Consider the following 22284-nt stretch of genomic DNA (forward strand, 5'->3'; position numbering starts at 1 on the left):
CTTTTTTATCAGTTCACCATTTTTGTAATAAAGGATTGTTTTGTTGTATTTCTTAAAGAATTAATTCCATCTCGTCCCTTCAATTTCAAATGGTTTTGAGCAAATCTTAGCTACTTCTCTATATACGGATTAACTTCTCCCCCTGGCTCATCAACATCTTCTTCAAATTCTTAAATTATTATAACTAAATATAACCTTTTTCTGATAAAATTATATCTAATAAAAATATCATTAAAGGGGTTAGTAAAATGGTTTTAGTCGAAGAAAAAGTATTCCCATATTTAAAATACAAAATAGACGAATATACTGAAAGGTTTGGCGATCAAAATATTAACAGGTTCATAGATTTCTATGACCAATTCCCTGATACTCTACAACGTTTTTTTTCCTTATTCCACTTTGAACTTAATAGTTTACTAAAATACATGAATAGTCGACTGAATAACGGTCATTACACTGCAGACGAAAGTCGTGACCTTATATATTTGATTGAAGAGTATCGAACTGTGCAGTCCACCTTAAAAAATTCACCTTATAGCTTTGATATAGATTCTTATTACAAAGATGTTTTAGCAAAATGTGATGATTTTTTACAGAGTAGCGGTGGAAGTCCTATCCCCCATGACTTCAAAAAAATAAAACTTATTGAGATAAATCCTATATTTAGTTTGCAATCAGCTGTTTCAATAACAAGGTCAACAAGCAAGATTTTATATCCTATGAAAGCGATTGGTCAAGGTTCCTATGCGACTGTCCATAAATATAAAGATGAGTATTACAACCGCATTTTTGCTGTAAAAAAAGCTAATAATAATCTATCTCCTAAGGAATATGAACGATTCCGAATTGAATTTGAAGAAATGAAAAAACTTAAATCTCCGTATATCCTCGAGGTATACACATTTGATGAAGAAAACCATCAATACATAATGGAGTACGCAAACGATTCACTAGACTCCTATATTTCAAAGAACAATAATACTCTAAGCAAATCAAAGCGCCTTAGTCTTATTAAACAAATTTTTGAAGCCTTTATTTATATTAATAATAAAAATATTTTACATAGAGATATTTCTCCAAATAACATTTTAATTAAGCAGTATGATGAATTAGATATAATTAAAGTTTCTGATTTCGGCTTAGTAAAACGCCAAGACAGCCAGCTTACCAGCAAAAATACAGAATTAAAAGGTTCATTTAATGATCCAAAGTTAGAACTACAAGGTTTCGCTAACTATGAAATCAGGCATGAAACATACGCACTAACAAGATTAATTTACTTCATTGTAACAGGCAGGAGAAAACTTAAATCCTTTCCAAGTGCTGAATTCGAAGCGTTTGTTAACAAAGGAATAGCTGACAATATTAACGAACGGTACAAGAATACCAAGGAACTTCGTGATGCATTTAATAAAATAAGACAAACTTTATAAGTATATTTTTCCTTTATTTCACTCCCTTTCTCACTAAAAACCGCATTACAACACCTATAATATGGTAACAAAACACTTGATTAGCGTATTTCGTGACTAATTCTAGGAATTCCATCTGGAAGAGTTGTCCCAGTCACGTATCAAATTGCGTAGCTGGGCTTGCTTCTCTTACCTGGTGCACTACTCATAAGCTTGTTTCTGAACCTTTCTTCAAAATACCTATTTTGTTTAAATTCACCTTAATTCCCATTAAAGTTTCTTAACATTCGAATTAATAGCTATACAATATAATTAACCATTAATTAGGAGTGTTAAAAATGATAGAAACCATGATAATTTGCCTATATATTATTTTTGGTATAGGCGCAATATTGGGCTTAATAAAAGAATTTCGAAAACCTAAGAAAAAATATTCTATGATTTTATTTGAATTTTTAATTCTAATAGCCGTTACAATCACTTTATATCGAATATTAATCTAAACTACATAATGCGTATGATTTGAAGTCTGTGGCAGTTAGGATTCCCTAGCTGCCTTTGCTCTCAAATAACGCTTTTGTTAAAGCTTAATTGGTTCTTTCAATTTAATTGGAGCTGTATGATAAATAACTTCCTCACATTCGCCTAAAGTGTTCATAACAGTATTTCTTACGTACTTGATTTCCGAACCGCAATTTATGCAATCTGTAGTACCTTCATCTTCTCTAAGTTCGTGCCCATCATAATCGACATCTCCACAAAACGGACATTCCAAACCATCATCGTTTCTCACATCAATTTCTGGATCACTATAAAATTAATCTCTTCAACTGCAAGAATTCCTTCTTTAGGAGAACCAGCACATGTTCTGTACGTCTTTCCATCAATAATCAAGTTGAATTTCGTTGATTCAATTTCTTTTATTAACTTGCACTTACTAGCATCCTCCATAAATGGCTTAGAATCATATTCCACGATCTTTTTGTACATTTTCTATTCCCTTTTTTTAATAAAATTCAAATTGATGGTATTGTGACTATGTTTTAGATTAACTGCGTTTTCCGTTCTTCCATACGCGCTACTTTACCAGCTTTATATACAAATGATTGTTCACCATGACCAGTTGACGGTGGTTCAATCGAATGAATCTGTCCATCTTTCACGACGTAAATCATATTTTCTACTAAAGAAATTTCAGCCTTCATTTCTGTAACGTTTTCTTTAATAATCGCCACCGAAACCACTCCCAAATGTGTTATAATTACTTTGTCGAAGTAAGTCGGGAGTAGTCTCGGCTTTTTTTATTTGTCTACAAATATTGCACAACGTTTTCTGGAACAAATGCTTGTTCAAGAGATAAATGAAGCCGTATTGGAATCGGCTCTTTTTCATCTCGTGCCCGTTTACACATTTCTTCAGCTTCTTCATATTCAAATTGTTTATCCTCCACTCGTTTGTAACGCCAAATCCCAATTGAATAATCTTCAAATAACTCGTAGCGTTCATCAGGTGCTGGTGATGGTTTTAATTCATCAATTGCTTTGGCTTGTCGTGGTATTTGCACAACTACATCAGCAAAACATACTTTTGAATTCAAACGGTGGATTGTTGCTTTCTTAGAATCAAATGAAACAACAGGCTCCACATCAAAAATTGTTAATTGCTTCGGCATGTTCTTCACTCTTTTCTTTTCGCATCATTACTACATAGCAAGTATCAGCATCCGTTTGTTTAAAGCTATAATTAGCTGTGCTAATCTTTCCATTCGTTCGCTTATGAATGAATTCTCTCTGTCGCTGCACTAACGATCTAATCGGATGAACACATGAATATCCTCGTTTTTCTAAATCCTGTACGGCATGTAGGATATCTTTAAATTTTTTACGTTTGAGATGAATCGTATCTCCATTACGCCAATTTCTTGTTAGAATCATTTTTTGTTCCCTCCAGCACTTGCAAGCTTGCTGCTAAAATCCCTTCAAGCTGCGTTAACGTTAATTGGTCTAATGTTTGTCCGTTTATTTCAGATAATCCTAAACCTAGTAATTTACGAATAATCAACAATTTTCTTCTTTCAACTTCCTGTCGTAATAACATCATCTAGCCTCCTGCTGCTCATTAAATTTACGTTCTAAATTAACAAACTTACTAAACTCTTTAATGAACGCCAGCTCTACTGTACCCACAGGACCATTTCTTTGCTTTGCTAGAATGATTTCAATCACATTCTTATTCGCTGTCTCAGCATCGTAATAATCTTCACGATATAAGAACGCAATTAAGTCCGCATCTTGCTCAATTTGTCCATTTTCACGTAAATCCGATAACATCGGTCGTTTATCTTGCCGACTCTCAACAGCACGACTCAACTGTGATAAAGCAATTACACATACATTCAATTCTCTAGCCATCAGTTTTAATTTCCGACTAATCTCACCAATCTCTTGCATGCGATTCCCTCGATGCTTCGGATCACCAACAATAAGCTGTAAATAATCAATCGCTATTAATACTTTTTTATCTGGATATTTACGTTTCAACTTCCTAGTCTTTGCGTAAATTTCTTGCATCGTCACATTTGCTTTATCGTATATTTCTAGTGGTAAATTATTTATCAATCCCATTGCCTGGCTAATCTTTTCCCAATCTTTAAGGTTGCATAACTTTTTAGGATTCTTTAATTTCGTAGCATCTACATTTCCAGTACTTGAAATCATTCGCTTAATCAATTGCTCTCGTCCCATCTCCAATGAAAAAATCCCTGTTGCTGTATCTGAGCTTGCTGCATGATAAGCGATGTTTAATACAAACGCTGTTTTCCCCATTGAAGGACGAGCTCCCACAATGATTAGATCACCTGCTTGTAAACCAGCTGTCATCCGATTCAAATCGTTGTATCCAGTGTTGATACCAGTTAAATCCCCAACATCAATTTGCATTTTTTTATATAGATCTACTAGTGTTTCTCTTAGGTTAAAATCCTCTGAATAACCTGTTTCCTCAATCGTACTTAATTCATCGATTGTATTACTAATTGCACTAATATCTTTGTCTTTCTGAAGGCGATTATATAGATTACCAGCAACCTCTTGAGCATGTCGCATCTTCCACACTTCTATCACTAAGCTCTCGTGATAAGAGAAATTTTTTGTTGTAGAAATGACCTCAGTTAAATTAACAAAAAATGCAATACCACCAATTTGATTCATGAAGCTTTCTTCAAATTTTGCAATTAACGACACTAAATCGATAGGACTTTCAGCATCCTCTAGTTCTCTCATCGCTTTAAAAATGACTTGGTGAGTTGTAAGAGAGAATTGATTTGGTTTTAACTGACAGTCTTTAATCAAATCTCCTTCGATGATGATGCTACCTAAAACACTTTGTTCAGCGTCTACATTACGAATGACTTCGTTACTCATTGCATCATCCATCCATTCTGTTGGTTAAGTGCTGCAAGTTCCTCGTCTGTAGGAATGTTTTGTTTCCATGATTCCTGCTGCTGTAACACTTGCTTAGTAGATTCAGACATAGCTACCGATTGATATACAGGTTGTTGCTTTGCTTGTGCTGATCGTTTATCACGAAATGCTTTATCAGCTACTTCAACATCGGCTACTGTTTTCAAGCCTTTAAGATGCCAATCTCGTAAAATCGTATTTACGTAAGACATGTTTCTAGTATTTTTATCTAAAGCGATCTCCATTGCCTTAACAACTAACTCTGCATTTAAGTCATCTACCCATGCGTTAATGCCTTCTGCGATAAAAGGTGTAATGAATCCGAAGTTTTGTTCGTAAAAAGAAATTGGATTAATTTCAACAACTTCATTCGCGCATTCTTGTTGTTGTTCTTCTTTTTCTTCTTCTTGTTGTTCTTCTTCTTGTTGTTCTTCTTCTTTTTCCCCCCTTATCGTGGACGTATCGTGGCACGTATCGTTAACAGCAAGAAATTCTTCAAAAATAGCACGGATTTTATCATTTTTAACTTTTGGAGCGACTAAACTAACAAGACTTATATCAGCTACCCCATCCAATTCTTTGCGAACACAATCCTCAATTGGTTTCCCCCCTCTATTAAGGTTGTATTTCCCCCAGTTGATAATCGCAAGTTCGCGTGTTTCTGGATTATACTTAACTAATTTATGATGGTTTTCAAAACGATCTAAGAGTGAATTAACACTTTCCATGGAGTAACCTAAATCAAAAGCCATTTGCTTTTTGGTGATTTGGTACACACCAATTTGAGTAGTACATGGGTTTGTAAGAAGATACAGATTAAATAATTTATCTTCCGGAGTCATCTCCTCAATAACTTTTGCATCCTGCCAAAATGAAACTTGTACTGGTCTAAAAACTGCCATGTTATTCATCCTCCCGTTTACATATCGCAAACCCGTCCTCTATACGTAATAAGCGATAATTTTTATACTCTTTTTTTAGATATTGCTGTACTAAATAAGCAAGGTGCTGTTCTGGCGTTACCTGTTGGACAATCTTGGGATTTAACAACACTCTATGTAATGTTTTGTCTAAAAGCATGCAATACACTCCATTGTTATAACGTTTATGATTTGGTATAATTAACTTACCTAAAATTTACCAACCACTATTTATCTATCACTCGGCAAAGTGATAGATTTTTTATTTCCTACGACTTACCAGTGAAGCGTTAACACTTTTAGAACGAGGTCCTTTAATAATCACACAATAACTTTTAGATACTTCATGTTCCTCCTTTTCTTCACGAAGCATCCTAAACTCTTTTACACATCGATTAAGCTCTTCTTCCCAATAATTCGCTTCCTCATGAGATTTAGCATTGAACATGTTGTAAATGCATGTATTCATGCAATCATGAAGTTCATTTGCAAACGAAAATTCTCCTAGAAGAACAAGATCATGAAGACAATTGTATTCAGTTGTCATGGTTTTCACCTCTTTTCTATGTAAATGGATGCTATACGCATCGTTACAACCAGAAAGGGATATCTTTAAAGGGGGTTGGGTAACAATCCTTTCTGGTCATAACGACAAGCACAGTGGCTTGTCCAAATAATAAATAAAATGGTATAATTACTTTGTAGAATTTATTGCGAGCTACTGTTGTCTAGGCGGTAGCTTTTTCTTTTGCCCATTTATGTTTTAAAGTAAATGATGCCTCAATAATTTTGATTCGAATTCCCACTAACTTTTTCTCTTGTTGTAATTCTCCTGACTTTTTATCATCACCAAATGTTTTAGCTATTTTTATTTCACCAGTTAACTTTGCATCATAACGAATTAGTTCCTTATATTCTCTTAAGCTTGGATTCTTGTAATCTACTGTCATTTACATTTCCTCCTTTACAAAACTTTTGTTAAGGTCATTAAGCTATCCACCGATTGAATAATAACGTTTTCTGACATAGCCTTTTGCAACCAGCTTTTTTGTATTTGTTCCATAATGCCAAAGTGTACTTGTTCAAGAGCTTGTACTACACATTGAGTAGCTTGGATTGTATCGAAGATTTCTTTTGCATGAACTGCGTATTCATGTTTCTTCTTTTCATCCAACTTCCATGAACGTGTTGTAATTTGTAAATTCATGATTTCCTTCGCTGCCGCAACCCCCTCTTCGGCTTGCTTGATGTAATTCATAAGTTGTAAATTTACATCGCTCGTTAAACGAGGATCTGTTGGTGGTAATCCTACACCGTAAATATGTTTAATTGCCTGTTTATTTAATGGTGCTCCTGTTGCATCACACCAATCCATTGCTAATTCAAAAGGCACTTTAGAAAAACCAGATTCAATATTTTTTAAACGTTCGTAAGTAATGCCGAGATACTCTGCTAGACCTTTTTTTGTTCGATAATGTGCATTTCCACAACGTTCTCTCGCATTACGTAATAATGTTCCTACTGACGAATTGCAATATATACTTGTTCCCATATTTGTTCGCCTCCGTATTAAGTTGTGAAAGGATTACAATAAAATTTATAGAATACATAACTTGTCTATTATTCATGTAAAAAGAGAGGAACTATTCCTCAATGTTTTCTTTCACTTGCATTTCTTTGATGATGGCCCAACCAGCCTTGTAATATGCTTGAAGGATTTTATCAATATCCTTTTGCGATTTTGGTTCAGGAGCCACAACATGGACTTTCGTTTTTCCAAATTCATAATTCGCTGCATATTCTTCTTGTTGGCTCATGGTGTCACCTCTTGAAGTGCTTTTTATATGTGTATGCCGCCGATTTACTGGTACTGCCATTTGACCCATTGACATTTTCCCACCTCTTCAGAAACATTTCGTTTCCTTTTTAATTAAAAAAAAGATCATCTATTGTGGTTTTATAAAAATCAGCTATTTTCTTAGCTAATTCTAATGAAGGTGTCCTATCACCTCGTTCAATTGCTCCTAACATTTGAGGAGTAATTTCCAACTTCTTTGCGATATCTATTCTCGATTGACCATTTCTAAAATCAATCATTTTATTTCTCGCTTTGTCCACCGGTTCACCCCCTGGAAACATTTTGTTTCTTTATACCCCCAATATATAGAAACAAAATGTTTCTGTCAATGTTTATTAGAAACTTTTCGTTTCCTTTATGGATTTAGAAACTAAACGTTTCTATAATTAAGAAAAAAAGCTCCTATTCTTATTTAGAAAGAAGGAAAAAATATGCTTGGAAAAAAGATTTCAGAACTTAGGAAACAACAAAAACTAAGTCAATATGAACTTGCTGAAAGATTGGGCTTTTCAAGAGGAAAATTAGCTAATTATGAGCAAGGTCAGCGTGAACCGGATTATGATACTTTAAAAAAAATTGCTGATTTCTTTGAAGTATCAACCGATTATTTATTAGGTAGAACTGAAAAGAAAGAATTATTCTCTAATCTAATCCCTAATTTATCAGAAAAAGAAAAGCATGATATCGCTAAGGACTTAGAAAAAACATTGGAACAACTAGAAAACAGTGATGAAGCGTTAATGTTTGACGGAGAGCCAATAGACGAGCATACAAAAGAAATGATTCGTATCTCTCTTGAAAACTCAATGCGAATGGCAAAGCAACTGGCAAAGCAAAAATTCACTCCAAACAAATACAAAAAGGATTGAATGAGGCTAATTTAAATGGACATCAAAGAATACGTACTAAACATCGCGAAAAAATACGGAACAGCCAATCCATTTGAAATTGCCAGGCAAAAAAATATTTATGTGTTGTACGAGGATTTAGGGAATACCCTCGGTTTTTACAACACTTATAAACGCTTCAAATTCATTCATATTAATAATCAAATTGAGGAAACAACTCAACGATTTGTTTGTGCTCATGAATTAGGACATGCATTACTTCACCCTAAAGCAAATACTCCTTTCTTGCGCAACCAAACTTTCTTTTCCGTGGATCGCTTAGAAATTGAGGCAAATACATTTGCTGTGGAATTATTACTTACTGATGAAATAGTTTCTGAATATAAAAATACCAATCTATCTATTCAAGAGGTTGCGGAAATTCACGGGATTCCAAGAGGATTCGCTCGCTTAAAAACGTATTAATATAAATTTATAGGTTAGGAGTTACATAGATGAAAATCTTTTTCTCATTTTTATTCGTAATAGCGATTATTGCTACATTCGTTTTATTAATCACATCATTAGTATTTCGTTTTAAAAAGAAAACGAATACTTCGAAATATTTTAAGTTTACTGGTATAGCCTTTGCTTTATCTATCATTTCGCTAATTGTAGTTAACATGAATATGACACCACAAGAAAAACAAGAGATTCTTGCTAAACAGCAAGCTGAAGAAAAGCAAAAAGCTGAAGAGCAGCAAAAAACTAAAGAGTTAAAAGAAGCTGAGAAAAAACAAAAAGCCGAAGAGAAACAAAAAGCTAAAGAACAAAAAGAAGCTGAAGAAAAGCTTGAAACCGAAGAGAAACAAAAAGCTAAAGAACAAAAGGAAACTGAAGAAAAGCTTAAAACCGAAGAGAAACAAAAAGCTAAAGAACAAAAGGAAACTGAAGAAAAGCTTAAAGCCGAAGAGAAACAAAAAGCTAAAGAACAAAAGGAAACTGAAGAAAAGCAAAAAGAGTTTGTATCCTATGCCCAAAACATCAGAGGCGGAGATTTTATTAAGGATATGAAACTTAATAATAAAGAAGCTGAGATTACATTCCATGATTCATTTGCATCTTATAAATCAGCAAAACCAGATAGCAACGTTACTGAAGAACTATATAAACAATATTTTTCAACAGGGGATGCTATTGAAAAAATGTTTGTAAGTGAACCTACGAGATTGCTAAGACAATTTCCGGATTTAAATGTTGTAAAAATGACTCTTCCATTTGAAGGAAAAACATACAGCATCAACTTGGATAGAAAATCATTAAATTCACACTTAGGCTTTAAAATCGAAGATTTAAAAGTTGAAGACAAGTCTTGGGTCAAAAAGTTTAACGATCCATACGTATATGATAAGACAAAACGTAAGGCATTCTTTACGAAATTTGTTGTTGTTCAATAATTCTTTATAAAAATAATTAATATCATAAAACTATTATGAAAGCAGGGATAACAGTTGCTCGTTTTGATTGATAGTTTTTTAAAATCTCCACCAGGATTTGTTGCGCTTGTCAGTGGTTTAGTTACCCTAATTTATTTTATAGCTACTCGTTTAATTCAAGTATTAGCTACAGATGAAATAAATAAACTTTTTTCAAGTAAGGTTCAACAAGTAAATTTAAAAATATGGCATTTCCTTACAGCTGCAATATATTCTACTATCTTGTTCGCTGGAAGTGGATTAGCATTTAATTATTCATTTAATAAAGTTGATCTTGCCACGTCAGGAATTTTTCAAAAGTTCATAGTCTGGTCAATTATACTTTTTCTTATTTCACTTTTAATTGTAGTTTTAAGTCCATCGATTGCGAAGAAGTTTAAAAAATTTACTCGTGTGATTGTATTGTTAATTATGTTCAACATGATATTAGGATTAATAGTTTATTGCTTTGTATTTAATCAAATCACATATATCGGGATTAATCTAAATAATCTTTCTATAGTAGTACTCTTACCTTTAATACTTGTTTCCTTGTATTCTTTTATTTTTTCAAAAATTAATGCTCAAAAGTCACCAATCAAATATCTTATAAAGCTCGTTAGTGAAGACAAAATAAAAATTGAAAAGTTAATCCACGGGCATATGATTGATGAAAAGAGAACTGTTTGTTTCCCTAAAGCTTCTACAGACAAAGATATATTCTATTTATGCGACTTTTCTGCTAAGATTTATCTAAAATATGAAAAAGAAAAAGAAAATGAAAATGAACATGAACATGAGGATAATAAATTTGCAACCTCAGCAACTAATAAAGTGATAAATCGAAAAATTCATAAAAAAAGAACATAAAAAAACTTATTAAGCTCCTTCCTGGAGCTTTTCTTTTATTATTAATTAGCTTTATTTCTTCTATTTATCTACTTCCCGTATAATAACTAATAATAAGGAGGTCTAACTATGAAAACCGCAATCTACCTAAGAAAATCCCGTGCTGATCTCGAAGCCGAAGCACGTGGTGAAGGCGAAACTTTAGCAAAGCACCGCTCTACCCTGCTGAAAATAGCGAAGGAAATGAACTTAAATGTTTTAGCTGTCCGTGAGGAAATCGTTTCTGGTGAGAGCTTAGTGAAACGTCCAGAAATGTTAGCACTACTTGAAGAAATTGAAGATAACAAATATGATGTCGTTCTTTGTATGGATATGGACCGCTTAGGACGTGGTGGGATGAAAGAGCAAGGAATCATTTTAGAGACGTTTAAACGCTCGAATACGAAGATTATGACACCTAGGAAGACTTATGATCTTAATGATGAATGGGACGAAGAATACAGCGAATTTGAAGCGTTTATGGCGCGTAAAGAATTAAAGATTATTACACGCCGTATGCAACGCGGCCGTATTGCAAGCGTAGAGGCTGGTAATTACCTCGGCACACATGCACCATTCGGATATGATATCCATCGTTTAAATAAGCGCGAGCGTACGTTAACAATTAATTCAGAAGAAGCTTCTGTTGTAAGAATGATATTTGATTGGTATGCAAATGAGGATATGGGGGCTAACGCAATTAGGAGTAAGTTAAACGATCTTGGCTACAAAAGTAAGTTAGGAAACGAATGGAACCCTTATAGCATCTTGGATATATTAAAAAACAATGTATACATCGGAAAGGTAACTTGGCAAAAGCGAAAAGAAGTAAAACGTCCTGATGCTGTGAAACGTAGTTGTGCAAGACAAGATAAGTCAGATTGGATTATTGCTGATGGCAAACATGAGTCAATCATACCTGAAAGCTTGTTTGAGCAAGTGCAAGAAAAATTAAACTCAAGGTATCACATTCCTTACAATACGAACGGAATAAAGAATCCTTTGGCTGGTATTATTAAATGCGCTAAATGTGGTTACAGTATGGTCCAACGTTATCCCAAGAACCGAAAAGAAACTATGGATTGTAAACACCGAGGCTGTGAAAATAAATCAAGCTATACTGAATTAATCGAGAAGCGTTTACTCGAGGCTTTAAAAGAATGGTATATCAATTATAAAGCTGATTTTGAAAAACATAAGCAAGATGACAAATTAAAAGAAACACAAGTTATTCAAATGAATGAAGCTGCATTACGCAAGCTTGAAAAAGAATTAGTGGATGTCCAAAAACAAAAAAATAATTTACATGATTTATTAGAACGTGGCGTTTACACAGTCGATATGTTTTTAGAACGCTCGAATGTAGTTTCTAATCGCATTACTGAAATTACTTCCACTATGGAAAATTTAAAGAAAGAAATTAAAACAGAAATTAGGAAGGAAAAAGTGAAGAAAGATACAATTCCTCAAGTAGAGCATGTTCTTGATCTGTACTTTAAAACAGATGATCCCAAAAAGAAAAACAGCCTCCTAAAGTCAGTTTTAGAAAAGGCTGTTTATAAGAAAGAAAAGTGGCAAAGGCTCGATGATTTTGAACTTGTGCTTTACCCTAAGCTCCCTCAAGATGGCGACATATAAGCGTTTATGCCTCGTCGTCACCTTGTTGGTGTAATTAGGTTTACACCATTAAGGCCAAGAGCATCATTTGTTGAAACAGCTAACACAACTGGTTTTCCATTCCGAAGCGTCGCCTTTGCTGCCATTAATACAGGAGAATCTGTCATTGCATTGGCAAATTTACTCATTGAATTCCCTGTTAATGGAGCAATCACCATGCAGTCTAATGGAATTTTAGGACCGAGTGGTTCTGCGCCTACAATAGAATTAATAACCTTATTTCCTGTTATCTCTTCAATCCTTTCAATCCACTCTGCTCCTTCACCAAATCTAGTATTTGTTGTTTGTACAGTATATGAAACAACCGGCAGCACTTCTGCTCCTTCTACAATTAGTTTCTCTACATGCGGCATAACTTCCGCATACGTACAATGTGATCCTGTAAATCCAAACCCAATTCGTTTTCCTTTTAAACTCATTTTCCATTCTCCTCCTTTGCCATCATATCTGCCGTTAATAACTGAGAAAGAACATTCGCTAAAATTTGCCCTGCTGTTTTTGGTGCAACAATTCCTGGAAGACCGGGTGCTAACAAGGCTTTAATCCCTCGTTTCTCTGCATAACGAAAATCCGTACCACCAGGCTTAGAAGCCAAGTCAATAATCAACGTATGAGCTGGCATCCTAGAAATAGCCCTTGCCGTTACAACGAGGTGCGGAATCGTATTAATGACAATATCAACATCACTTACTTCTTTCTCAATATCCTGCATATAAAAAGGAGAAAACATCATTTCCGAAATACGAGCGATATGTTCTGAACGTCGTGCTCCTACTTTGACATGAGCTCCTAATGATTGAAAAGCTCTCGCTACACTCATTCCAGTTCTACCAAATCCTAAAACCATTACATTCGAACCGTGAATTGTATAATCTGTATGTTGAATAACCATCATTAATGTTCCTTCTACCGTTGGAATAGAATTATAGATCGCCACATCATCACGATCGAATAGTTTCACAAGTTTTCGATTTGTTGTAGATGTAATACTTTCTAAATACGGTGTACCAATTCCTGAATATATAGTAAAGTTTGCTGGTGTTTTTTCAATCTGTTCTTTCGTAAGCGCAACTTTTTCATTTGAAAAAATAGTATCTACTTCTCCTTTTGCATTTGTTCCTGCTACCGGCAAAATAATTGCATCTAAAGAAGTGAAATCTAGATCTTGCATACTCTCTTTTGCTGCCCCTGTAAAACCATGATCCAATTGATCAAATCCTACTAATGAAAGTTTTGCATCAAGTTCAACCAACTTACGAATCACTTCTAGCTGCCTTGCATCTCCTCCTATGACAGCAATGTGCATCTCAGTCAACATTCCCTACTTCACCTTCTTTTTCTTTCATTTATAAGAAAAGTGCCTACTTTTTCTTTTTCCTCCACATAATATGTACCGTACGAGTTAGAGGTGATTGAAAAGCAAAAAGCATTCAATATTTCTAAATATGTGAAATTCTATAAGATAAAACTTCCATTAGAGTTACACTCTTCCTCATTACTTAACTACTACTCCCTCACTCCATTTTCATTTGAACGTGCTACACCTGTTCCAATAAAGCGAAACTTTAATCAACGACATCCCCCACCGATTATTAGGCTTCATAACTTGGACCTTTACCGACAGTTTATCTTCCAACCTATCTTCTTTCTTTTACTGAATCTTGAGGTAGGAGTATTACTTGCCTATGAATAGTGGAATAAAAAAAAGACAACCAAAATGGTTATCTTTTACTGTGAGCTTGGGCGGCTTGCAAGGTCAAAAATAATCATATCATGACCGACCTTTTTAATACGGTTCCATTCTACACGAACTTCTTGCTGCTCCCTTTTAAACCCTCCCCATTTTCCTACCGGTATAATGAGAGCTTGAATTTTCCCATCCTTCTCGTTTATTTCTAAATCAGCATGACCTAAAACTCCCATTTTTTCCGCACGCTCCAAGTCCACAATCTCTTTTCCACTTAATTCACTTAAACGCATATGATTCTCCCCTTTACGAACATCTTCCATACAACATCCTCAAATCCTATCCTATAATAAGTACGTATTCTACACGTCTCTAAAAAATACCAAGAAAATGAACTCCTCTTCCTAACATTCAAAATCTGTTATACTTATAAAAAGCTTAGTACATAAAAATAACCGTATCTCCTCGTACGAGATACGGTTATTTCGTCTTATTTCATTCCTTTTGGAAGCTCTCCATTCGGACTAATTAGCGCTGCGGAAAATTCATTTGTAAATATACTGCGAATCAATTGATCCACATCTGTTTTGGTAACCTTATTCACACTCTCAATAATTTCATCAAGCGAACGATGTTTTCTAAGGAGCAATTCATTTTTTCCATTGCGACTCATACGGCTATTCGTACTTTCTAAACTTAACATCAGATTTCCTTTAAGCTGCTCTTTACTATTAACAAGTTCTTTCTCTGTAATACCTGTATTTTTCAATGTCTCTAACGTTTCTTGCATTGTATCATATAAAGTATCTAATTGTTGGCTTCCTGTACCACCGTAAAGTGTTAACATTCCTGTATCCTCATATGAAGAATGGTAAGAGAACACTGAATATGCTAATCCTCGTTGCTCACGTACTTCTTGGAATAAGCGGCTACTCATACTGCCACCTAATACATTATTTAATACAATTAAGTTATAAATATCTTCATGTCCCATTTGTAATCCTTGGAATCCTAAACATAAATGAGCTTGCTCTGTTTCCTTTTTACGGGCCACTTTATTAAAATGAAAAATCGGACTATGTACTTGTTCACGATTTGTTGTTCCCTCGTAGTTGCCAAAATATTGTTCCACTGTTTGAACAAATGTTTCATCAATATTTCCAGCAATCGAAACTACAACATTTTCAGGTGTATAATGATCTTTTATATATTGACGTAATGTATCCCCTGTAAATGTTTCAAGCGTTTCTTCTGTACCTAAAATTGGGTATCCAAGCGGATGCGTTTCATATGTCGCTTTCGTTAACATGTCATGCACAATATCATCTGGCGTATCCTCATACATTTTAATTTCTTCAAATACAACGTTCTTCTCTTTTTTCAATTCTTCTTCATCAAATGTGGAATTGAAGAACATGTCAGCTAACACATCTAGTGCATATTTTGCATGCTCATCAAGTACCTTTGCATAATAGCACGTGTATTCTTTTGAAGTAAATGCATTCACTTGACCACCAATGCTATCAAATGACTCTGCAATTTCTCTCGCACTACGCGTCTCTGTCCCCTTAAAAAACATGTGCTCTAAAAAGTGCGAAACTCCATTGTTTTTTTCATTTTCATTTCTTGAACCTGCATGAATCCATATACCAATTGCAACAGAACGAACAGTTGGTATATTCTCCATAACGATTCTTACACCATTTTTACAAGTATATTTTTTAATCAAAAACTTTCCTCCTAATGCCAGTTTCTCTAAATAATTGCTATTATTTAATGATAACAAGTTTGAACATGAATGTCATGTAAATGTATTTAATCAATGCGTTTTTCATCTAATAATTCTGTAATATCCCCTACTTTATACCCTTGTTTTTTTAACTGTGAAATCATCGTATCTAACGCCTCAGCTGTTGGAGATGTCGGATGCATTAATACAATTGCACCTGGGTGTACTTTCCGCATCACACGCTGAAGAAGCACTTCAGGCTCTGGACGTTTCCAATCAATTGTATCAACTGTCCACATAATAGTCCCCATCTTCAATCCGCCCGCCACTTCTACAACTTCATCGCGGAAACTTCCACTTGGTGGTGCAAACCATCGTACTTTTTGACTTGTAGCTGCCTCAATAATTTGATTCGTTTTTTGTAATTGTTCTTGTATTTGATTTCTAGACAGCGTTTTCATATCCGGATGCGTATATGAATGATTTCCTACTTCTTGCTTTGCATCTACAATCATTTTTGCAAATCTTAAATTTTCTTTTACCCAGCGTCCTTCCAAAAAGAACGTTGCCTTTACATCATGCTTTTTCAATGTTTCTAATATACGCGGAAGATACTCATTTCCCCAGGCCACATTTATCGTTAATCCTACCATTTTTTTATGTGGATGCCCACGATAAATGGGAGAATACGATAAATCTTCTAAATGCGTGCTTGGTGAAACTTCCCGATATACAAGTTGCTTCTCATCAAACCTCCCTATTTTCTTCATGTTATTATATGACGCTTCAATATCAACCTCTTTACCATTATACCCTGGCGTCGCTTTCCAAATCTTATCAATTATCGCATTTTGCGGTGCAATTGAATATTGCTTCGCTTGTTTCTGAATTTCTTCATAAAGATCATCATTTGCTAGCGCTGAATATGAGCATAAACCCATACAAAGAAAGAATATAGATATGAATACAAATATACGAGTTCTCATATAAACCCTCCCATTAACTATACACATAAGAAAAATCCATTTTCTTCTTATCCTTGTTAATTTGAGCGTTATTATGAAAACTATACCTTTTCACTAATAAAAATCTATGCATCGAATGTATTTTTATTTAACAAAAAAAGCCAGGAACCCTGGCTTTTTTACTTACTTCTGTTCTTGTATATTTTCTTGTTTTGAAGCTTCTTCTTTTGCCGCTTCTTTTTCTTGCTCTTCTTTTAGCAATACTTTTCTAGACAAGTTTACACGGCCTTGTTTGTCAATCTCGATAACTTTTACTGAAATCTCGTCACCGATTTTCACAACGTCTTCTACTTTACCTACACGTTCAAGTGCAAGCTCAGAAATATGAACAAGTCCATCTTTACCACTAAATAATCCAACGAAAGCACCGAATTTTTCAACGCGTTTTACTTTTCCTAAGTAAATTTCGCCTACTTGTACTTCACGAACAATATCTTCGATGATTTTTTTCGCCTTTTCATTCATCTCTTGATCAATAGAAGAAATAAAGACTGTACCATCTTGCTCAATATCAATTTTCACGCCAGTTTCTTCAATAATTTTGTTAATTTGCTTACCGCTCGGTCCAATAACATCACGGATTTTGTCCGGATTAATTGTCATTGTAATAATTTTCGGAGCATACGCAGATAACTCTTTACGAGGCTCGGCAATAGCAGATAGCATATGATCTAGAATGTGCATGCGGCCAACTTTCGCTTGTTGTAATGCTTCCTCTAAAATTTCACGAGATAAACCAGCAATTTTAATATCCATTTGTAGCGCTGTTACACCTTGAGCTGTACCTGCTACTTTAAAGTCCATATCACCTAAGTGATCTTCCATACCTTGGATATCAGTTAAAATTGTGTAGTGCTCACCAGACTTCACAAGTCCCATTGCAATACCAGCAACTGGTGCTTTAAGTGGAACACCTGCATCCATCATAGCTAACGTACTTCCACAAATACTTGCCTGTGAAGTAGAACCATTTGATTCTAATACTTCTGATACAAGACGAACTGTATACGGGAAGTCTTGCTCAGATGGAATAACTGGTTCAAGCGCACGTTCACCTAATGCACCATGACCGATTTCACGACGACCAGGTCCACGCATTGGTCTTGTTTCTCCAACACTAAAGGATGGGAAGTTATAGTGATGCATAAAACGTTTTGATTCCTCTACACCAAGACCGTCTAAAATTTGCACATCGCCTAATGCACCTAACGTACAAATACTAAGCGCTTGTGTTTGTCCACGTGTAAATAAACCAGAACCGTGCGTACGAGATAAAATACCTACCTCTGATGCTAAAGGACGGATTTCATCACCTTTACGTCCATCCGGGCGGATTTTTTCAACTGTAATAAGACGACGTACTTCTTCTTTTACAATTTTATATAAAATCTCATTTACTTGTCCTAATGTTTCTCCATCAGCTTCATTTGCTTCATAGTGCTCAATCACACGCTTTTTCACTTCGTTAATTGCATCTTCACGTGCATGTTTTTCATGTACTTGAATCGCAGCATGCATATCTTTCTCTGCCATTTCGCGTACATCTTGATTGATTGTAGCATCTACTTCATATAATTTCACTTCTGTTTTTTCTTTACCAACTGCTTGTACAATCTCTTCTTGGAAAGCAACTAAACGTTTAATCTCATCATGACCGAACATAATCGCTTCTAACATTATTTCTTCAGGTACTTGATCAGCCCCTGCTTCTACCATGTTAATTGCATCTTTTGTCCCAGCTACAACAAGGTGAATATCACTTTTTTCTTGTTGTTCTACCGTTGGGTTAATAATGAATTCGCCGTCGATGCGACCAACTGTTGCACCAGCGATTGGTCCTTCAAATGGAACATCTGAAATCGATAACGCTAATGAAGAACCAAGCATAGCTGCCATCTCAGAAGAACAATCTTGGTCAACACTCATAACGATGCTGACAACTTGCACTTCATTACGGAAGCCATCTGCGAAAAGTGGACGAATTGGTCGGTCAATTAAGCGACTTGCTAAAATTGCTTTTTCACTTGGACGACCTTCACGTTTAATAAAACCGCCTGGGATTTTTCCGACTGCATATAAACGTTCTTCATAGTTTACTGTAAGTGGGAAGAAATCTACATTTTTTGGCTCTTTTGATGCAGTTGCTGTAGATAGAACCGCTGTGTCGCCATATCTTACTAATACTGCCCCGTTTGCTTGTTTTGCAAGCTGGCCTGTTTCAATTGTTAGCTGACGACCAGCTAAATCTATCGAGAAGACTTGCTTTTCTTGACTCATTTAAGTACCCCTCTCAATTTAAAATATTCAATTCTTCTATGTAAATGGATAATATATCACAATATTCTTCCTCTAGTATTACCGAAATTTAAGTAAGCTATTAAGAGTAAAAGATATATTTTTACCTAACAAAAAAGCGGGAATATTCCCGCTTCTTTGACTATCGACGTAAGCCAAGCTTTGTGATTAATTCACGGTAACGTGTGATATCGCTATTACGAAGGTAAGTAAGTAAGTTACGACGTTTACCAACCATCTTTAATAGACCACGACGTGAATGATGATCTTTCTTGTGAGTACGTAAGTGCTCGTTTAGAGTGTTAATTTGCTCCGTTAGGACAGCAATTTGAACCTCTGGAGAACCTGTATCAGTCTCATGAGTTCTAAATTGTGCAATGATTTCATTTTTACGCTCTTGTGTTAAAGCCATCCTATTTCACCTCCTAATAATTAAACCCCCAATTACCTAGCAAGCGTCGGTGAGTCGCAATGCCAAGCAATGGTTGTCATAAAGTACATAACATAGAATACTACTTTTCATTGGAAAAAGCAAGTATATTCTTTGTTGTGCTAAAATATTCTTGTGCTGTTTTTTTATCTTTGGCAATTTGAGCAACTAACTTATCGATGCCATTAAACTTTTTCTCTTCTCGAATACGCATGTGCCATTCAACAGTAACAACCTGATCATATATATCCTCATTAAAATGGAATAGATGTACTTCAATAGACAGATTACGCTCATCATCTTTAAAAGTTGGTTTATAACCGATATTACATACACCATCATGCCACTCACCATGAACTTTTAATCTTACTGCATACACACCAACAGGCGGCAGAAGATACTCCTCACTTAAAGCTACATTAGCTGTTGGAAAACCAATTTGACGTCCACGTTTATCTCCGTGAACAACCATTCCTTCTACTGTATAAGCTCTACCTAAAATAGATGGGATTTGTTCCATTTCTCCATTTCGAATCAATTTTCGTAATGCTGTGGAACTTACTTTTTCTTCTTGAAATTCAACTTTTTCAATCACGGTCTGTGTAAACTCCCCTCTTGCATGAAATGGTAAAGTCTCCATCGTCCCTTTTCCTAAACGTCCATATGAATAATCAAATCCTGCTACTACATGCTTTACATTTAGCCCAATAATATATTCATCTACAAACTGTTGTGGTAACAATCCAGCAAATGATTCATCGAATTTCACCACATATAACATATCAATCCCTAGGCTTGCAATTACTTTTTCTTTAATACGTAGCGGTGTAATATACTCCACATGCGCTTCCTTTTTCCCTAAGACAACAGATGGATGTGGATGAAACGTTATGACAGCACTTTTACATCCTCTTTCATCCGCTATTTTTTTTGCTGTGCGAATCACACGTTGATGCCCTAAATGAATGCCATCAAAAAATCCTAATGCCATTACAGTAGGTGGTAATTCTATTTTATTTTGTTCATGTGGATGAGTTAAATGAATGAGTTTCACGCTTGAATTCACCTTTTTCTGTAATAATCCTTCCAATAATTCATTATAGCTTTAGTTCCTGATTATTCACAAGTACTTTCATTGGCTTTAACATGCCAGGGTGTTTTGGATGATGTTCGTAAATTGCTAAGCAACGTTCATTTTTATCAAATACTGTAATAAACGGCGCTGTCACTTGCAGTTCATTCTTTAAAAACATACCATTTTTTATTTTTTCCGCTTGTTTTTCATCTACAACCATTTTTGGAAATTTACTTAACGCTTCATCGATTGAGATAAAAATAGACTCTACTGTTCCATTTTGCATGTTTTCTTCAATTTCTTCAAATGATATGCAATCTTCTAACAAAAATTCTCCTGAAGCTGTTCTCACAAGATGTGACATATGTGCTGGGAATCCTAACTTTTCTCCAATCATAACCGCTAATGTTCTCACATACGTTCCTTTGCTACATGTAACGCGGAAGCTAAATGAAATATTCTTCCCTTCAAATACCTCACGATCATCAAGTAACACAAATTCATGAATTGTTATTACACGAACTGGACGTTCAACTTCTTGCCCCGCTCTTGCGTATTCGTATAGTTTCTTTCCGTTTACTTTTACAGCTGAATACATAGGAGGTACTTGCTCAATTGTACCCGTTAGTTCCGCTAATACAGTTTCCACTTCCGCACGTGTAATTACACGATTTACATCCTGTTTTTCCACTACTTCACCAGAAGCATCTTCAGTCGTTGTCGAAAATCCTAGTGTAACTTCACCTTCATATGTTTTTGTTTCACTTGTTAAAAATTGCGCAATCTTTGTAGCGCGCCCTACACAAATTGGTAATACTCCTGTTACATCTGGGTCTAATGTCCCTGTATGGCCAATTCGCTTTTCACGCAATATCTTTCTTAACTTAAATACACAATCGTGTGATGTCATTCCTTTTGGTTTATGTAATAATAATACACCTTCCATATGTTCACCTCATCGTTATACTTTTGTAGATGATGTTCAAAAAATCCGGTAAAGGTAGCTATCCCATTTCTTCGCCTGCGTCGCCAGTCCGGTACTGATGTAGGCCCCAGCTTCTGTTCCTCAAAATGGTGGACTCTCTTTATCCTCCTTTTTGAACATGCACTTGTATGCAAAACTTACTTTCCATTGAAAAAATGGATAGACAAATGTCTATCCATTATTCTTCACGTTTACCGTCTTTATTAATTTCATGTAAAAGCGTATCAATTCTATGTCCATAAGCGATAGACTCATCAAATTCAAAGGTAATTTCAGGTGTTTTACGAAGACGAATACGCTGCCCAATTTCAGCACGAATAAATCCTTTTGCCTTCGCTAAGCCTTTTAATGTATTTTCTTTCTGTTGTTCGTCTCCTAAAACAGAAATATATACTTTGGCAATCTGTAAATCCCCACTTACTTGCACATCTGTTACCGTCACAAAACCAATACGTGGATCTTTAATTTTGCGACTGATAATTTCGCCTAGTTCTTTTTTCATTTGCTCGCCCACGCGATTTGCACGTAGCTTCATAACTA

At 35.1% G+C, this 22284-nt stretch carries 29 protein-coding genes and 1 pseudogene; 6 read left to right on the forward strand and 24 right to left on the reverse strand.

Annotated elements, in window-relative coordinates; translation table 11 throughout:
* Nucleotides 1-248 precede the first annotated feature (248 nt).
* The gene (locus tag NSQ40_RS19220) at nt 249-1433 is read left to right on the forward strand and encodes a protein kinase domain-containing protein (RefSeq protein WP_098114353.1); all 1185 of its coding nucleotides are present in this window, start codon (nt 249-251) and stop codon (nt 1431-1433) included.
* A 768-nt stretch (nt 1434-2201) separates the two neighbouring features.
* On the opposite strand, the gene NSQ40_RS19225 is transcribed toward NSQ40_RS19220, so the two are convergent.
* The 13 genes from NSQ40_RS19225 to NSQ40_RS19285 all read right to left on the reverse strand — a co-directional run bounded on the left by NSQ40_RS19225 (nt 2202) and on the right by NSQ40_RS19285 (nt 7911).
* A complete protein-coding gene (locus NSQ40_RS19225) occupies nt 2202-2387 on the reverse strand; it encodes a hypothetical protein (protein ID WP_341286142.1) in 186 nt (61 codons plus the stop codon).
* 68 nt (nt 2388-2455) lie between these two features.
* On the reverse strand, nt 2456-2647 hold the full coding sequence (locus tag NSQ40_RS19230; protein ID WP_098114354.1) for a DUF3954 domain-containing protein: 192 nt from the start codon (nt 2645-2647) through the stop codon (nt 2456-2458).
* A 74-nt stretch (nt 2648-2721) separates the two neighbouring features.
* Nucleotides 2722-3084, reverse strand: coding sequence for a cell division protein SepF (locus tag NSQ40_RS19235; protein WP_098114355.1), 363 nt, complete (start codon nt 3082-3084; stop codon nt 2722-2724).
* Nucleotides 3059-3346: a hypothetical protein gene (locus tag NSQ40_RS19240; protein ID WP_098114356.1), complete on the reverse strand. Its 288-nt coding sequence runs from the start codon at nt 3344-3346 to the stop codon at nt 3059-3061. The genes NSQ40_RS19235 and NSQ40_RS19240 overlap by 26 nt, the downstream gene beginning before the upstream one ends.
* A complete protein-coding gene (locus NSQ40_RS19245; protein ID WP_098114357.1) occupies nt 3321-3509 on the reverse strand; it encodes a hypothetical protein in 189 nt (62 codons plus the stop codon). The genes NSQ40_RS19240 and NSQ40_RS19245 overlap by 26 nt, the downstream gene beginning before the upstream one ends.
* On the reverse strand, nt 3509-4834 hold the full coding sequence (gene dnaB / locus NSQ40_RS19250; RefSeq protein ID WP_098114358.1) for a replicative DNA helicase: 1326 nt from the start codon (nt 4832-4834) through the stop codon (nt 3509-3511). Before dnaB ends, NSQ40_RS19245 begins: the two co-directional genes overlap by 1 nt.
* Nucleotides 4831-5775 (reverse strand): DnaD domain-containing protein, encoded by a 945-nt coding sequence (locus NSQ40_RS19255; protein WP_098158923.1) that lies wholly within the window; start codon nt 5773-5775, stop codon nt 4831-4833. Before NSQ40_RS19255 ends, dnaB begins: the two co-directional genes overlap by 4 nt.
* A 1-nt stretch (nt 5776) precedes the next feature.
* Nucleotides 5777-5953: a hypothetical protein gene (locus tag NSQ40_RS19260; RefSeq protein ID WP_170957065.1), complete on the reverse strand. Its 177-nt coding sequence runs from the start codon at nt 5951-5953 to the stop codon at nt 5777-5779.
* Nucleotides 5954-6055: 102 nt separating this feature from the next.
* Nucleotides 6056-6340 (reverse strand): hypothetical protein, encoded by a 285-nt coding sequence (locus NSQ40_RS19265; protein ID WP_098114360.1) that lies wholly within the window; start codon nt 6338-6340, stop codon nt 6056-6058.
* A gap of 181 nt (nt 6341-6521) precedes the next feature.
* The gene (locus NSQ40_RS19270; protein ID WP_018780945.1) at nt 6522-6743 is read right to left on the reverse strand and encodes a hypothetical protein; all 222 of its coding nucleotides are present in this window, start codon (nt 6741-6743) and stop codon (nt 6522-6524) included.
* 14 nt (nt 6744-6757) lie between these two features.
* Nucleotides 6758-7345, reverse strand: coding sequence for a helix-turn-helix domain-containing protein (locus NSQ40_RS19275; protein WP_098114361.1), 588 nt, complete (start codon nt 7343-7345; stop codon nt 6758-6760).
* Nucleotides 7346-7436: 91 nt separating this feature from the next.
* Nucleotides 7437-7685 carry a hypothetical protein gene (locus tag NSQ40_RS19280; protein ID WP_098114362.1) on the reverse strand — a complete coding sequence of 83 codons (249 nt, stop codon included), beginning with the start codon at nt 7683-7685 and terminating at the stop codon, nt 7437-7439.
* A 34-nt stretch (nt 7686-7719) separates the two neighbouring features.
* Complete coding sequence (locus NSQ40_RS19285) at nt 7720-7911, reverse strand: helix-turn-helix transcriptional regulator (RefSeq protein ID WP_098114363.1); 192 nt, start codon at nt 7909-7911, stop codon at nt 7720-7722.
* 171 nt (nt 7912-8082) lie between these two features.
* Here NSQ40_RS19285 and NSQ40_RS19290 point away from each other — a divergent pair, with 171 nt between their 5' ends.
* Both NSQ40_RS19290 and NSQ40_RS19295 read left to right on the forward strand, forming a co-directional pair.
* Complete coding sequence (locus NSQ40_RS19290) at nt 8083-8520, forward strand: helix-turn-helix domain-containing protein (RefSeq protein ID WP_098114364.1); 438 nt, start codon at nt 8083-8085, stop codon at nt 8518-8520.
* A gap of 15 nt (nt 8521-8535) precedes the next feature.
* Nucleotides 8536-8964, forward strand: a complete 429-nt coding sequence (locus NSQ40_RS19295) for an ImmA/IrrE family metallo-endopeptidase (RefSeq protein WP_098114365.1) — start codon at nt 8536-8538, stop codon at nt 8962-8964.
* Between the two features lie 7 nt (nt 8965-8971).
* Here the strand turns inward: NSQ40_RS19295 and NSQ40_RS19300 are convergent, their stop codons facing one another.
* The gene (locus NSQ40_RS19300; RefSeq protein ID WP_240522728.1) at nt 8972-9163 is read right to left on the reverse strand and encodes a hypothetical protein; all 192 of its coding nucleotides are present in this window, start codon (nt 9161-9163) and stop codon (nt 8972-8974) included.
* A 4-nt stretch (nt 9164-9167) separates the two neighbouring features.
* Between NSQ40_RS19300 and NSQ40_RS19305 the strand changes: the two genes are divergently transcribed.
* The 3 genes from NSQ40_RS19305 to NSQ40_RS19315 all read left to right on the forward strand — a co-directional run bounded on the left by NSQ40_RS19305 (nt 9168) and on the right by NSQ40_RS19315 (nt 12479).
* Nucleotides 9168-9935: a hypothetical protein gene (locus NSQ40_RS19305; protein ID WP_240522729.1), complete on the forward strand. Its 768-nt coding sequence runs from the start codon at nt 9168-9170 to the stop codon at nt 9933-9935.
* A 63-nt stretch (nt 9936-9998) separates the two neighbouring features.
* The gene (locus NSQ40_RS19310; protein WP_218937245.1) at nt 9999-10823 is read left to right on the forward strand and encodes a hypothetical protein; all 825 of its coding nucleotides are present in this window, start codon (nt 9999-10001) and stop codon (nt 10821-10823) included.
* Nucleotides 10824-10931: 108 nt separating this feature from the next.
* Nucleotides 10932-12479, forward strand: coding sequence for a recombinase family protein (locus tag NSQ40_RS19315; protein WP_098114368.1), 1548 nt, complete (start codon nt 10932-10934; stop codon nt 12477-12479).
* A gap of 32 nt (nt 12480-12511) precedes the next feature.
* Here the strand turns inward: NSQ40_RS19315 and dpaB are convergent.
* From dpaB to rbfA, 10 genes and pseudogenes are all read right to left on the reverse strand, one after another.
* Nucleotides 12512-12937, reverse strand: a pseudogene (gene dpaB, locus NSQ40_RS19320) (dipicolinate synthase subunit B); the annotation flags it as partial.
* Nucleotides 12934-13836 carry a dipicolinic acid synthetase subunit A gene (gene dpaA / locus NSQ40_RS19325; protein WP_018764697.1) on the reverse strand — a complete coding sequence of 301 codons (903 nt, stop codon included), beginning with the start codon at nt 13834-13836 and terminating at the stop codon, nt 12934-12936. The pseudogene dpaB and the gene dpaA, both read right to left, overlap by 4 nt.
* Nucleotides 13837-14246: 410 nt before the next feature.
* Nucleotides 14247-14498, reverse strand: a complete 252-nt coding sequence (locus tag NSQ40_RS19330) for a YlmC/YmxH family sporulation protein (protein ID WP_029426914.1) — start codon at nt 14496-14498, stop codon at nt 14247-14249.
* Nucleotides 14499-14695: 197 nt separating this feature from the next.
* Nucleotides 14696-15934 carry a M16 family metallopeptidase gene (locus NSQ40_RS19335; protein ID WP_018764699.1) on the reverse strand — a complete coding sequence of 413 codons (1239 nt, stop codon included), beginning with the start codon at nt 15932-15934 and terminating at the stop codon, nt 14696-14698.
* Between the two features lie 86 nt (nt 15935-16020).
* Nucleotides 16021-16920, reverse strand: a complete 900-nt coding sequence (locus NSQ40_RS19340) for a polysaccharide deacetylase family protein (RefSeq protein WP_033798464.1) — start codon at nt 16918-16920, stop codon at nt 16021-16023.
* A gap of 162 nt (nt 16921-17082) precedes the next feature.
* Nucleotides 17083-19236: a polyribonucleotide nucleotidyltransferase gene (gene pnp / locus NSQ40_RS19345; protein ID WP_003199530.1), complete on the reverse strand. Its 2154-nt coding sequence runs from the start codon at nt 19234-19236 to the stop codon at nt 17083-17085.
* A gap of 160 nt (nt 19237-19396) precedes the next feature.
* Nucleotides 19397-19666: a 30S ribosomal protein S15 gene (rpsO, locus tag NSQ40_RS19350; protein WP_001229392.1), complete on the reverse strand. Its 270-nt coding sequence runs from the start codon at nt 19664-19666 to the stop codon at nt 19397-19399.
* Nucleotides 19667-19766: 100 nt separating this feature from the next.
* A complete protein-coding gene (ribF, locus tag NSQ40_RS19355) occupies nt 19767-20738 on the reverse strand; it encodes a bifunctional riboflavin kinase/FAD synthetase (RefSeq protein WP_033798463.1) in 972 nt (323 codons plus the stop codon).
* Nucleotides 20739-20781: 43 nt separating this feature from the next.
* Nucleotides 20782-21705 (reverse strand): tRNA pseudouridine(55) synthase TruB, encoded by a 924-nt coding sequence (truB, locus tag NSQ40_RS19360; RefSeq protein WP_097786570.1) that lies wholly within the window; start codon nt 21703-21705, stop codon nt 20782-20784.
* Nucleotides 21706-21922: 217 nt separating this feature from the next.
* Nucleotides 21923-22279 carry a 30S ribosome-binding factor RbfA gene (gene rbfA / locus NSQ40_RS19365; RefSeq protein WP_018764703.1) on the reverse strand — a complete coding sequence of 119 codons (357 nt, stop codon included), beginning with the start codon at nt 22277-22279 and terminating at the stop codon, nt 21923-21925.
* Nucleotides 22280-22284: the final 5 nt, after the last annotated feature.

This window comes from Bacillus sp. FSL K6-6038 (assembly GCF_038050455.1).
GTDB lineage: Bacteria > Bacillota > Bacilli > Bacillales > Bacillaceae_G > Bacillus_A > Bacillus_A pseudomycoides.

Bases quoted from the DNA above. Each gene is read 5' to 3' on its own strand.
- NSQ40_RS19220 (WP_098114353.1), top strand. From the start codon at position 249: ATGGTTTTAGTCGAAGAAAAAGTATTCCCATATTTAAAATACAAAATA.
- NSQ40_RS19235 (WP_098114355.1), bottom strand. From the start codon at position 3,084: ATGCCGAAGCAATTAACAATTTTTGATGTGGAGCCTGTTGTTTCATTT.
- NSQ40_RS19240 (WP_098114356.1), bottom strand. From the start codon at position 3,346: ATGATTCTAACAAGAAATTGGCGTAATGGAGATACGATTCATCTCAAA.
- NSQ40_RS19245 (WP_098114357.1), bottom strand. From the start codon at position 3,509: ATGTTATTACGACAGGAAGTTGAAAGAAGAAAATTGTTGATTATTCGT.
- dnaB (WP_098114358.1), bottom strand. From the start codon at position 4,834: ATGAGTAACGAAGTCATTCGTAATGTAGACGCTGAACAAAGTGTTTTA.
- NSQ40_RS19255 (WP_098158923.1), bottom strand. From the start codon at position 5,775: ATGGCAGTTTTTAGACCAGTACAAGTTTCATTTTGGCAGGATGCAAAA.
- NSQ40_RS19260 (WP_170957065.1), bottom strand. From the start codon at position 5,953: ATGCTTTTAGACAAAACATTACATAGAGTGTTGTTAAATCCCAAGATT.
- NSQ40_RS19265 (WP_098114360.1), bottom strand. From the start codon at position 6,340: ATGACAACTGAATACAATTGTCTTCATGATCTTGTTCTTCTAGGAGAA.
- NSQ40_RS19270 (WP_018780945.1), bottom strand. From the start codon at position 6,743: ATGACAGTAGATTACAAGAATCCAAGCTTAAGAGAATATAAGGAACTA.
- NSQ40_RS19275 (WP_098114361.1), bottom strand. From the start codon at position 7,345: ATGGGAACAAGTATATATTGCAATTCGTCAGTAGGAACATTATTACGT.
- NSQ40_RS19280 (WP_098114362.1), bottom strand. From the start codon at position 7,685: ATGTCAATGGGTCAAATGGCAGTACCAGTAAATCGGCGGCATACACAT.
- NSQ40_RS19290 (WP_098114364.1), top strand. From the start codon at position 8,083: ATGCTTGGAAAAAAGATTTCAGAACTTAGGAAACAACAAAAACTAAGT.
- NSQ40_RS19295 (WP_098114365.1), top strand. From the start codon at position 8,536: ATGGACATCAAAGAATACGTACTAAACATCGCGAAAAAATACGGAACA.
- NSQ40_RS19300 (WP_240522728.1), bottom strand. From the start codon at position 9,163: ATGTTAACTACAATTAGCGAAATGATAGATAAAGCAAAGGCTATACCA.
- NSQ40_RS19305 (WP_240522729.1), top strand. From the start codon at position 9,168: ATGACACCACAAGAAAAACAAGAGATTCTTGCTAAACAGCAAGCTGAA.
- NSQ40_RS19315 (WP_098114368.1), top strand. From the start codon at position 10,932: ATGAAAACCGCAATCTACCTAAGAAAATCCCGTGCTGATCTCGAAGCC.
- dpaA (WP_018764697.1), bottom strand. From the start codon at position 13,836: ATGTTGACTGAGATGCACATTGCTGTCATAGGAGGAGATGCAAGGCAG.
- NSQ40_RS19330 (WP_029426914.1), bottom strand. From the start codon at position 14,498: ATGCGTTTAAGTGAATTAAGTGGAAAAGAGATTGTGGACTTGGAGCGT.
- NSQ40_RS19340 (WP_033798464.1), bottom strand. From the start codon at position 16,920: ATGAGAACTCGTATATTTGTATTCATATCTATATTCTTTCTTTGTATG.
- pnp (WP_003199530.1), bottom strand. From the start codon at position 19,236: ATGAGTCAAGAAAAGCAAGTCTTCTCGATAGATTTAGCTGGTCGTCAG.
- rpsO (WP_001229392.1), bottom strand. From the start codon at position 19,666: ATGGCTTTAACACAAGAGCGTAAAAATGAAATCATTGCACAATTTAGA.
- truB (WP_097786570.1), bottom strand. From the start codon at position 21,705: ATGGAAGGTGTATTATTATTACATAAACCAAAAGGAATGACATCACAC.
- rbfA (WP_018764703.1), bottom strand. From the start codon at position 22,279: ATGAAGCTACGTGCAAATCGCGTGGGCGAGCAAATGAAAAAAGAACTA.